Source organism: Lacinutrix sp. MEBiC02595, from assembly GCF_053601555.1.
This window is the reverse complement of record NZ_JBSHNU010000180.1, coordinates 54,824-66,352: the sequence shown is the minus strand read 5'-3', so window position 1 is coordinate 66,352 and position 11,529 is coordinate 54,824. Positions and strand designations below refer to the sequence as shown.

The following is an 11,529-nucleotide window of genomic DNA, read 5'->3' as shown; positions in this document are numbered from 1 at the left end:
AGTACAAAGTTATTTATAATTAAAATAACTTAATTGCTAAAAATAACTATTACAAAACTAATCTACTAATAAAACCAACCAATAACTGCATGTTTTTTTTATAACAAGAGCTCATTTCAGAATATAAAAACAAAAAAAATCAACCTTTACGAATAGCTTCAATCTTATTTATTTCTCCTACCTAAAAATTAATATTATCTAATGCTTTTACATTTTCTTTTAACTGATTAGTAGAGCTAGCTCTAATAAGAACGGAGGTAATCTCAGGTTTATTTAACAACCATGAAATTGCCATTTGCGATAATTTTTGATCTCTTGCTTCTGCAATAGTGTTTAATGCTTTTACTTTATCGATAGTCGCATTTACTTTATTAATGTCTAAATGCCTGCTTTCTTTTGCTGCTCTAGAATTAGGAGGAACACCATTAATATTTTTATCTGTAAGCATACCTTGAGCCAAAGGTGAAAAAGCAATACAACCTAATGCTTCTTGTATTAACGTCTCTAATAAACCGTCTTCAACCCAACCTTCTAAAATAGAAGAACGTACTTGATTTACAATAAAAGGCACTTTTAAATCTTTTAATAATTTTGAAGCTATTTTAGTCTCTTCAGGTTTATAATTAGAAATCCCTACATAAAGCGCTTTCTCTTGCCTGACAATATCTGCCAAAGCCCCCATTGTTTCTTCTAAAGGTGTGTTTGGATCTGGTCTGTGATGATAAAACACATCTACATAATCCAACTTCATACGTTTAAGACTTTGGTCTAAACTTGATATTAAATATTTTCTAGAACCACAATTCCCGTATGGCCCAAGCCACATATCGTAGCCTGCCTTTGTAGAAATAAACAACTCATCTCTATACCTTTTAAAATCTTTTTTAAAAATCTTGCCAAAATTCTTTTCTGCTGAACCATAAGGTGGTCCGTAATTATTGGCTAAATCGAAATGTGTTATTCCTAAATCGAATGCACATTTTAAAATGTCTCCTGTTTTTTTATTGTGCCACCATTTTGGTTGAATATGAGTTTTGCTCCAAGCCTGAGCAGCAGCTACTAGCTTTTTCAAAACTTCAAGATGAGTAGCACTAACATCATTTTTTTCGCTATTATCCTTATCTATATTAAATAGTTTTCTCTTTTTGTTAACGTACTCAGGAGTTCTAGAAGATATTGAAGGAATTGTAAATGGTTTAGAATGGTATCCAAATGCTATAAAAAACTTGCGATAAGAGCAAATTCCTGATTATGAGAATACGCATACTCACAAAATGATTTCTAAACCAGCAGGTGTTGCTGTTGCATACCTTGCTTGGAATTTTCCAATACTTAATGTTGGTTTTAAATTAGGGCCTGCTTTAGCTGCTGATTGTTGTTAAATAATTCTTAAAAAGGGGCTAATTCGGGATCACTACATTTTGGAAGTCCTCAAAACACCTATAAACATTAATAAATCGGCAATTATGGTTGGTCCATCATTCTCCGCAAAAGGAAAACCATAACGAAAGTCATGGTTTTTTTGTTTTATAAAAAAGGCGAAGTTTACTTTGGCATTTTGTGCAAAACAAAAAATACAATCCGTATTCTCTGCAAAATAAACCCGTAAGCGCAATGTTACGGGTTTATTATTTTTTAAGTAAAATCTTGATTAAGAATTTAAATAATTATAAATCGGTTTACCATAATTTCCAATCTAAATAATTATTATTATTATTATTATTATTATTATTATTATTATTATTATTAGGGAATCTCCATTTACAGGCCATCCAGCACATCATAAACTTTATAAGAGCTTAAATCAAAATAGCTAGCGTCGGATGTTTTCTTTAAAGTTGTAAAGTCCATTTGCATACTTGGTGTTTCCTTGTTTTTTTCAAAATGAACACTACGCACCATCATTCCTTCGGGATAATTTTCCTTTTCTTTCGGATTAATAGCCGCATACTTTTTAGAAAAATCCTTAACCTGTCCTCCAAAAAGATGGTTGCCGCTTAAATCTATTGAAATATCTTTGGTGACCCAAACATGAGCCTTTGTCTCTTCCTTTGTATTAAAATAAATATATTTAACACAATGGAAACCGTTAATCTCTTTTTCTTCCGTAGATCTTTCCCATTCGCCATGATCTTCTTCTAAATCCCCATATTTCCGGGCCATTCCTTCGGCCATTTTATTAAAGTTTATCATTGGCATTTTAGTTGCTGTTTTTTCCTTTTGATTAATCATGTAAGTAGCAACCCCTTTATAATCGAAAAGCATTCTGGTTTCATTTTTATCCCCTTCATTCATTATCATACATTCACCAGTTTCACCAAAAACTATTTTAGTGTTCATGGTTTCTTTTAACTTTCCATTTTTTTTAAAACTACGCGTCTCTATAACCATCGTTGCTTTTACCGGGTTTTCCGGAACAGGATAACGTTTGTCATTTTCATAAGTAATATCCTTTATAGCTTCACGTCCTTTTTCTCTTTGTGGTTCCGCGTGCTTCTCTTTCATGTCATTACGTATTTTACGTTTTATGAATCCTCTTTGTGCTTGAACAGGTGCAATGAAAGCTAGTAATAACATGGCTATTAGTACTCTTTTTAATAATTTTGTCATAGTTATATAATTTTAATTACTATTTGTAAGATGATTTTATATGCTGTCATAGAAAAAAATGCCGTTAACTAAAAAACATATTCTTTAACTCTTTATACTATTTTACCAAAAAGGTTAACATAGATTTAGAAAAATATTTAAAACAATATATAGTACAACCCTGTTTTAGTATGTATTCATTATACATATGTGCATTACTAGAACATTTGTAAGTGTTTTAGCAGTATTTCGATTATTTATATTCAAAAAGCAGATTTACAAATGTTACAAAGAAAGGAACCGCATAATGTTTACTTGAAAAACATAATCGATTATACCATAAATGAAAATCTGACACCAGACAAAAGAGTCGAAAAAACGGAAAGCGAATAGAGTGAATTACGAACTCCATAACAATTAAAAAAAACACTAAGACAGTGGATCAACACTATGCTAAAAGACTAAGATGAAACGGCAAAAAGAAAGCATCCTTAAAGTATTTATTACTATTTTTATAGTACAATGATATTAATCATATTTTACTTTAAAGCAATGTCTTAATTTTATATTAAATAATAGAACTTACAAATGAATATAGGTTTAGTCCTTTCAGGAGGAGGAGCTCGAGGCGCTGCTCATATAGGAGCCATAAAAGCTTTAGAAGAATTCAGTATTTCCCCAACGCACATATCAGGAACAAGTGCTGGAGCCATTATTGGCGCTTTATATGCCGCTAATGTGGGTTGGGCTGAAATGTTAGACTTCTTCAAAAACATATCGATCTTTCAAACCACTCGATATGCACGTAATAAGCCAGGGTTTATTAACTCCGCAAAATTTTATGACGACCTTAAATCCTATTTTCCTACCGACAATTTTGATGCTTTAAAAAAACCTCTATTTATTACAGCTGCTAATGTCATTGATGGTTCATTAAAAATATTTAGTAAAGGGCAACTCATAAAACCCATTATAGCCTCTGCCTCTTTTCCGGGTGTTTTCACACCAACAGAGATTAATGGCAAATTCTACATTGATGGTGGTACTTTAAACAATTTCCCAGTAGAACCTTTAAAAAAAGATTGTGAAAAAATCATAGGTGTATACGTAAATCCTTTAAAAAAAATTAGCATTAAAGATTTAAAACACTCGTATAGCGTCGTGGAAAGAGCCTATAAAATTAAGGTCGCCTCTGAATCTATGTCCAAATTCTCCGATTGCAATTTAATTATATATCCCGAAGAACTAATTAACTATGGCACTTTTGATATGAATAGTATAGACGCCATTTTTAATTTAGGGTATACAAACACAAGGAAAGCTCTCGAGGCCAACAAAAACATATTTAATACGTAAATTATTTTCTGTTTAAAAGTATGATCTAAATCATTTTAAACACATATAGGTTCCTTTAGCTTTGCTAGCTCATATGAATAGTAACAAAACAATAGTATCTCTACAATTAGAATCTTGGCTCCAGTATTTACTAGTCCTTCTATGCTGCGTACTAATAGGACTTCTTTTTCGATGGATTATATTTTCGTTTATTAAACTTTCTAATCGAAGAAAACCTACCGTTTTAAAAGTACAGTTACTAAAACACTTAAAAGCACCTGCAAAATTTCTTCTGCCTCTATTATTTATTTACAGTTCTTTTACTTTTTTAGAATTAAACTCTTTATGGCAAAAAATTACGGAAAGCTTAATTATCATTAATATTTCTTGGATACTAATTGCTTTACTAAATGCTCTCGAAGAAGTAGTTAAGGAAAAATTCACCGTTAACGGAAGCCATAAGACAAAAGACAAAAAAGTATTGACACAACTCCGTTTCTTAAAAAGTCTTTCTATTGTTATTATTTTTACGCTTGCTATTGCCGCTATTTTATGGAATATTCCCGGAGTACGCAAAGTAGGTACAACCATACTAACTTCTGCCGGAGTTATAGGGATTATAGCTGGTGTTGCCGCTCAAAAATCCATAGCTAACTTAATCACTGGTTTTCAAATTGCATTTACACAACCCATAAAAATAGACGACGAAGTTGTTATAGAAGGAGAATATGGTACTGTAGAAGATATAACACTAACGTATGTGGTTATTAAAACTTGGGATTGGAGAAGATTGGTCTTACCTCTTAATTATTTTAATGATAATGCATTTGTAAACAGGACTTTTAACGCTACGGAATTAATTGGGAGTGTTTTTCTGTATGTAGACTACACGTTTCCTGTACCTGTTTTAAGAACAAAATTAATGACTATTTTAAAAAACCATCCCTTTTGGGATAAAAAAATAGGCAACCTTTTAGTTACCAATAGCGATGATAAATCCATGGAATTAAGAGCTAGCTTTAGTGCCAAAAATGCATCAGAAACATGGAGTATGCGTTGTGATATTAGAGAACAACTTATTGCTTTTATACAAGAAAAATATCCTACATCTCTGCCTAAAATCCGACAAATAGAAACCCTAAGAAATATTTCTTTAAAGTAAATTAAAAGTGATAAAAAGCGCAAATTTAATAACCATTTACAACCATAAAAACTGATGGAAGCATTAAAAGACACCAACCTTTTTAAAAACATCTTTCAATCTTCGGTGGAAGGGATTTTGATTAGCAACGAATTTGGTGTTATTATTAAAGCGAACCCTGCTATCGAGAAAATGTTTGGCTATAAAACAGATGAGCTGATAACAAAAAAAGTAGAAGATCTTATTCCTGATAAATTTAAAAAAAAGCACAAATCGTATAGAAGCCAATATGGAAAAAGTCTAAACGCAAGGCGTATGGGACAGGATTTAGATTTGTGGGGATTAAAAAAAGACGGCTCTCAGTTCCCATTAGAAATAAGCTTAAGTCCAACAAAAATTAACAATAAGCAAATGGTGATTGCTTTTGTGATAGATATTACAAAACGTATAGCCGTGAGGCAAGCATTAGTACAAAGCGAAAGTCGTTTAGTAGAAGCGCAACGAATCGCTCATTTAGGAAATTGGTATTGGAATTTTCAAACGAATGAGAGAAGTTGGTCTGATGAATTTTATAGAATCCTTGGACTATCGCCTGGAGATAAAGCATTAAATACTAAATCTATAAGAGAATTTATTCATCCAGAAGACAGAAAAAACACAGTACAAGCAATAGTTAAAGCAATAAAAAACCAAACAAAATACAAACACAAACAAAGAATTATTAGACCAGATGGTACCATAAGACACATTCTAGCAAAAGGTTATACTATATATGATGCCAAAGGTACCCCAAAAGAAATGTATGGCACCATTCAAGACATTACAAGACACAAGGAAATTGAAATAAAATTAAAAAATAGCAAGGAAAAAACACAAGCCATACTGAAAGCCTTACCCGATGTCGTGATTTTATATGATAAACATGGAAACCATTTGGAGGTGCATTCTCCAGAAGGCTATCCACTTGTAGCTCCTTATCAAGACCATATAGGTCATAATATTGATAAAATACTTCCAAAAAAAGTTTGCGAAAAAATAAGAAAAGGGTTTTCTGATTGTAATAAAACAAAAATAAATCAGATTGTAGAATACACTCTGGATATTAATGGTAAGCAGACTCATTTTGAATCTCGAATAGTAAAAACAGACACCAATAACTTTCTATGTATTATACGAGATATTACAGAAAGTGAAAATGCAGAAAAAAGCATCTTAGAAAATGAACAAAGACTTCGGCTAACATTAGAAGCAGGTGAATTTGGTTCTTGGCATTGGGACTTGCTTTCCGATAAAATAGTAAGAGACGCCTTCCAGAATTCGTTATTTGGCATGAATAAGGAAGAATACACTACTAATTATAAAGACTTTCTAAGCAAAATACATTTGGAAGATAGAAACCAAGTAGAGTTAGCGATCGCTGAAGCCATAAAAAAAACGAGTAGTTATACCATACAATATAGAATAACACATCCCGATCAATCTGTACATTGGCTTCATGAAAAAGGAAAAGTCTTTAAAAATAAAAAAGGACAACCAGAACGTATTATTGGAGTTACCAATAGTATCACCAAGCATAAAAAAGCTGAAGAGAAATTAATAGATAGTGAAGAAAAACTACGTAAATACACTATAGAATTAGAAGAAAAAGTAGCAGAGCGAACCAAAGAACTCACTACTACAGTTCAAAAATTAGTAGAATCTAATTTAAGTTTGGAAGATCAAATTTTAGTTACCAAAGCAACAGAAAACAAAGTGATACAAAGTAATTTTTTATTGGATAATGTTTCTAAAAACTTCCCAAAGGGATTTGTTGTCATTTGTGACTCTAATTTTAATCTTTTATTAGTGGAAGGAGAAGAAGTAGCCGAATTAGGTTTTAATGGTCTAGCAAGTACAAAAACCTTAATTGATGATGTAGAAGGTGTTCCTAATGATGTAAAGGAAAAAGTAAAACGAAATATTCTAAACACGTTTCAAGGCCAACATTGCTCTTTCGAAGTAGAATATCAAAACAGAACCTATTTAATAAATTCTACACCTTTATACAATTCCGAAAACAAAATTAATCAAGTGCTGATGGTTCATCACAATATCACACATCAAAAAGAGAACGAACTTGAAATTTTAAATACGCTTAAAAAAGAACGAGAGTTAAGCGAACTAAAATCGCGTTTTATCTCTATGGCTTCTCATGAGTTTAGAACCCCTTTAAGTGCTATTTTATCTTCAGCAATACTTATTGAAAAACAAAATGAATCTGGCAAAGAAGAAAAAAGAATTAAATACGTCAGTAAAATTAGATCTAATGTCAAAAATCTTGTCGTTATCCTAAATGACTTTCTATCTTTAAGTAAATTACAAGAAGGGAAAGTAATTCCGCGTCTAGAGTATTTTAATTTAATTGATTTTTCTAAATCGTTAATTGAAGAGATTGAAGGCGTCAAAAAAGAGGGTCAGATAATTAATTTACAATGCGATCCAGCTTCCATTGTGGTATTTTTAGATAGCAAACTGTTTAAACATATTCTGTACAATTTGATTTCTAATGCGATAAAATACTCTGAAAGAGATCAAGAAATAAATATAAAAATAGCCATTAAAAAAGAGTTAATAAGCATAGAAATTTCAGACCATGGTATTGGCATACCAATAGAAGATCAAAACAATATGTTTCAACGTTTTTACCGTGCAAATAATGCTTCTAATATTGAAGGAACCGGATTAGGCCTCAATATAGTAAAGCAGTATACAGAATTAATGGGTGGAACAATTAACTTTAAAAGTAAAATAAATAAAGGCTCAACATTCTACATTGAATTTCCTCTAAACCAAAAACAAGATGCATAAAATATTATTAATTGAAGACAACCAAGACGTACGGGAAAATACAGCAGATATTCTAGAATTAGAGAACTACACGGTAATTACTGCTGAAAATGGTAAAACAGGTGTTAAAAAAGCAATAGCGCATCTTCCAGATATTATTATTTGTGATATTATGATGCCAGAACTGGATGGATATGGTGTTTTTGAAACCTTATCTAAAAATCCTAAAACAGCAAGTATTCCTTTTATCTTTCTCTCTGCTAAATCTGAAAAAACAGATATCCGAAAAGGAATGAATATTGGTGTAGATGATTATTTAACCAAACCTTTTGAAGAAGACGAATTATTAGATGCTATCACTTGTCGCATTAAAAAAAGCATCTTCTTAAAGAAAGAGTTCTCTAAAAACATTGCAGGGATTAGTGATTTTATCAATGAAGCTTCCGATTATTTAAAATTAGAAGAATTATCTAAAGATCGTTATCTCGAAAAGTATAAAAACAAAACCTGTATCTTCACGGAAGGATCTGCCGCACATCATTTATATTTTATACAAAGTGGAAACGTAAAAACGTATAGAACCACAGAATCTGGAAAAGAATTTGTTACAGGTTTATATGGTGCAGGAGAATTTATAGGGCAATTATCGCTACTTGGAGATACAGGTTTATACATAGAAACAGCAAGTGTAATAGAAGATGCTGAGATTTGCGGCATCCCAAAAGCAGACTTTACAAAACTCTTATATGATAATAAAGAAGTATCTAATAAATTTATAGGTATCATCTCTAACAACTTTATAGATATGCAAGAGCATTTAGTAGACATGGCCTACTCTACTGTGCGTAAAAGAACTGCTAAAGCACTATTAGAGTTAGATAATAAAGGACTAATAAAAGACAATGAGCATATAGGTATTAGTATTCCTAGAGAAGATTTTGCGGGACTAATTGGTACAGCAACCGAAACAGCAATACGAATGCTAACCGCATTTAAACATGAAGGATTAATTGATGTAGAAACAAATAGAAGGCTTGTTTTATTAGATAAAGAAAGTTTAAAACAAGTTGCAGAATTCGGGTAATAGAAAAAAAGAGTTTTACTATAATTAGTAAAACTCTTTTTTTTATCTAAACTTTTTAATCCAATTATTAAGTATAAAACGAAGTAACTGCTCTTGTAAAGAACTTTTCAATTCTTCTTTAATATTAACAGCGTTAAAACTTCCTTTAACGCTTTTTAAATCGCGTTTTATATACTGTTTATAAATCTGTTTTTGCAAGCTTATAATTTTTAGCTGCTGATCTATTTCTGCAAATGAATTGTAACTATTTTTCATCCTCTGTTATAAAATATTTTTTTGAAAACTTTCTCAATAGTGGACCATTAAAACAATCTCTTAAAAAATAAACAACTAGTACCACTAATATGTAAAATAAACCAACAATTAAAAACCCATAGAACGTATTATCTAAAACTTGTGACAGCTTAAAGGCTAGAGCAAAAGACAATATTAGCAAAGTGATACATACTAAGGCTCCAATAACCAAAACCTTAGTGAGGTAAGAAATCCCTAACATAAGTACTTTAAAACTCTTAAGCTTCACATAATCTTCACTACTTTTTAAATACGAGTGTATATGAACATCGGTTTCTAATACGTTTTCTATCCATTTTTCAAAAGCCATAATTATTTATTTTGAGGCTCCATTTTTTTTAGTTCTTCCAACTTTTGTTCTAAACTAGAAATGATGTCTTCAGCCCTTCCGTTCATATGAGAAATAGTTTCATCTAACTTTTCTTTCATTTCTATTTTTTTTTCATTTATAGATCTAGTAAGGTCTGCTTTGGCATGAGATACACGTTCGGAAATATCATGTTGTGTGTCTTCCGCTTTTTGTTTAATTTTTTTTCTTGTTTTGGTACCTTTATCTGGCGCGTATAAAACACCAATTCCTGCTCCTATAGCAGCTCCTGCTAATAATGCTAAAAATGTATTTTCTTTAGTACTTGACATAATTTTATATTTAAAGATTAATAAATTAATTTCTATACCTCAAAATTAATCCAACAAATGCATAGGAATAATGACCTAGGTCAATGTATTCAAAAATTAATCCGCAGATAAAAATTTTCGGTATGATTTAAATCAGCACTTTTATATCCCGTTATTATTAATTTAGACGAACAATAAGTAGTTATTAATGAAAACTAAAGAAACAAACCAAAAGCGCGTTTTTTTAAAATCATATCCAAATTTTCAGCAAATAGAAAAGACAATAAAAGCATTGAAACTTTCACAAAATAAAGACGTGCAAGTATCTATTATTGGGAAGTTTAATCCCGATTATTTGGAGGATAGAAAAAAACAAATCGCTTTAGAAAATGAAATGGAAAAAAAATGCAAGGCACTATTTGCATATCCAATAGATTTTGGCATTCTTTCTAATCCTGAAATTGGCACTATTTTTATTACAGGATTTCTTGTATCTATGTTTTTACAAGAAATAGAGCGCAAAGAAATTGGAGCCATGCTAACTGGTCCTTATGGTATTTTAAGAGGTGTGGGAATTGATCAAGAAAGTGCTACAATGTCTTTAAAAGCATTGCAACTTGGAAACTATTTAATTATACTAAGAGGCTTCGAAAAAGGAACAGAAGACCTATTAAAAAGACACTTCAAGGGCACTTAAAACTTATGTTTTTAAGTGATTATGAATCAAACCGTAACAATTAATGTTTTATATTTTTCACAGAGCTGACCTAAGTCATTTTATAATACCTGTTAAGTTTCCACCTTTACATATAACTTATTAAGACCTATATCATGAAAACAAATGTTTCATATTTCGAAAATAAAAAGGAGTTCCGACTATTCGTAACAAAATCCTATACAAATTTAATTGAATTAAAAAAAGAAGGAGATCAAACATCATTTAATGCATTAGTACTAAAAATAATGCCTCAAATAAGACAGTATGTTAATACACAATTAAATACTGCTATTCGAAAAGGTGATTTCTCAAAAAACAAGTATAAAGCTGACGATATAATAGATCAGTTATTTATTGAAATTTACGACCATATAGAAGAGGTTGAAAAAGAGGAATACTTCTATCTATGGTTATATAAAAAAACCAATGCTTTGTTAGATGATATTGTTGTAGAAGAAGCGTTTGACGATTTTTTCTTTAAAAATATTGATGACTATTCTAGACCAGAATGGGATGCAATGCAAGAGAAGTATAGCTCGGATGCAGAAGGTGATGGCCATTTACGACTGATTGAAGAATTTGATGACAGGTCTTACAATCATAATGATTATACGTTAAACCATGTATTTATTGAGAATAAGGAAAAAGGTTGGATTGAAAAAATAGATGCAGATTTAAGTGCTGAAGAAATTAAAAACCATATCCAAATGGTGTTACACAATTTACCATATGCTATGCGTAATGTCTTTGAACTATCTACAATGCAACAGCTAGAGTTGGAAGAAATTGCACAAATACGAAAAAATACAGTAGAAGAAGTAAAACAACTTTTAAAAGATGCTAAAAAAGCGATCCAAGTCAGTTTTTTCAATAGATACTCCCTTCAGGAATAAATCCTTTTTATAAATAACAAAAATTAAATAT

12 protein-coding genes are annotated in these 11,529 nt (G+C 30.9%); 7 read left to right on the top strand and 5 right to left on the bottom strand.

The features are described 5' to 3' along the window. Positions 1 to 181: 181 nt before the first annotated feature. Positions 182 to 1,072: an aldo/keto reductase gene (locus ACVCZW_RS04070; protein ID WP_452229132.1), complete on the bottom strand. Its 891-nt coding sequence runs from the start codon at positions 1,070 to 1,072 to the stop codon at positions 182 to 184. 169 nt (positions 1,073 to 1,241) lie between these two features. Between ACVCZW_RS04070 and ACVCZW_RS04065 the strand changes: the two genes are divergently transcribed. Continuing rightward, positions 1,242 to 1,382, top strand: coding sequence for an aldehyde dehydrogenase family protein (locus tag ACVCZW_RS04065; RefSeq protein WP_452229198.1), 141 nt, complete (start codon positions 1,242 to 1,244; stop codon positions 1,380 to 1,382). 379 nt (positions 1,383 to 1,761) lie between these two features. Here ACVCZW_RS04065 and ACVCZW_RS04060 read toward each other — a convergent pair whose 3' ends face one another. Then, entirely contained in the window at positions 1,762 to 2,610 is an 849-nt protein-coding gene (locus tag ACVCZW_RS04060) for a hypothetical protein (protein ID WP_452229133.1), read from the bottom strand. Positions 2,611 to 3,177: 567 nt separating this feature from the next. Between ACVCZW_RS04060 and ACVCZW_RS04055 the strand changes: the two genes are divergently transcribed. The 4 genes from ACVCZW_RS04055 (at position 3,178) to ACVCZW_RS04040 (ending at position 8,975) form a co-directional block, all read left to right on the top strand. Then, positions 3,178 to 3,945 carry a patatin-like phospholipase family protein gene (locus ACVCZW_RS04055; protein WP_452229134.1) on the top strand — a complete coding sequence of 256 codons (768 nt, stop codon included), beginning with the start codon at positions 3,178 to 3,180 and terminating at the stop codon, positions 3,943 to 3,945. A gap of 73 nt (positions 3,946 to 4,018) precedes the next feature. Continuing rightward, positions 4,019 to 5,086 (top strand): mechanosensitive ion channel family protein, encoded by a 1,068-nt coding sequence (locus tag ACVCZW_RS04050; RefSeq protein WP_452229135.1) that lies wholly within the window; start codon positions 4,019 to 4,021, stop codon positions 5,084 to 5,086. Positions 5,087 to 5,140: 54 nt separating this feature from the next. Next, complete coding sequence (locus tag ACVCZW_RS04045) at positions 5,141 to 7,912, top strand: PAS domain S-box protein (RefSeq protein ID WP_452231705.1); 2,772 nt, start codon at positions 5,141 to 5,143, stop codon at positions 7,910 to 7,912. Further along, positions 7,905 to 8,975: a response regulator gene (locus ACVCZW_RS04040; protein ID WP_452231704.1), complete on the top strand. Its 1,071-nt coding sequence runs from the start codon at positions 7,905 to 7,907 to the stop codon at positions 8,973 to 8,975. The genes ACVCZW_RS04045 and ACVCZW_RS04040 overlap by 8 nt, the downstream gene beginning before the upstream one ends. Before the next feature lie 42 nt (positions 8,976 to 9,017). Here ACVCZW_RS04040 and ACVCZW_RS04035 read toward each other — a convergent pair whose 3' ends face one another. From ACVCZW_RS04035 to ACVCZW_RS04025, 3 genes are read right to left on the bottom strand one after another with little or no spacing between them, the layout of a single operon-like run. Beyond that, positions 9,018 to 9,230: a DUF6327 family protein gene (locus ACVCZW_RS04035; protein ID WP_452229138.1), complete on the bottom strand. Its 213-nt coding sequence runs from the start codon at positions 9,228 to 9,230 to the stop codon at positions 9,018 to 9,020. Then, positions 9,220 to 9,579: a hypothetical protein gene (locus tag ACVCZW_RS04030; protein ID WP_452231703.1), complete on the bottom strand. Its 360-nt coding sequence runs from the start codon at positions 9,577 to 9,579 to the stop codon at positions 9,220 to 9,222. Before ACVCZW_RS04030 ends, ACVCZW_RS04035 begins: the two co-directional genes overlap by 11 nt. Positions 9,580 to 9,581: 2 nt before the next feature. Next, the gene (locus tag ACVCZW_RS04025; RefSeq protein ID WP_452229140.1) at positions 9,582 to 9,908 is read right to left on the bottom strand and encodes a YtxH domain-containing protein; all 327 of its coding nucleotides are present in this window, start codon (positions 9,906 to 9,908) and stop codon (positions 9,582 to 9,584) included. 187 nt (positions 9,909 to 10,095) lie between these two features. On the opposite strand from ACVCZW_RS04025, the gene ACVCZW_RS04020 reads away from it, so the two are divergent. Together ACVCZW_RS04020 and ACVCZW_RS04015 are read left to right on the top strand one after the other, a co-directional pair. Continuing rightward, complete coding sequence (locus ACVCZW_RS04020; protein WP_452229141.1) at positions 10,096 to 10,584, top strand: hypothetical protein; 489 nt, start codon at positions 10,096 to 10,098, stop codon at positions 10,582 to 10,584. Between the two features lie 134 nt (positions 10,585 to 10,718). Further along, positions 10,719 to 11,498, top strand: coding sequence for an RNA polymerase sigma factor (locus ACVCZW_RS04015; protein WP_452229142.1), 780 nt, complete (start codon positions 10,719 to 10,721; stop codon positions 11,496 to 11,498). Positions 11,499 to 11,529 lie beyond the last annotated feature (31 nt).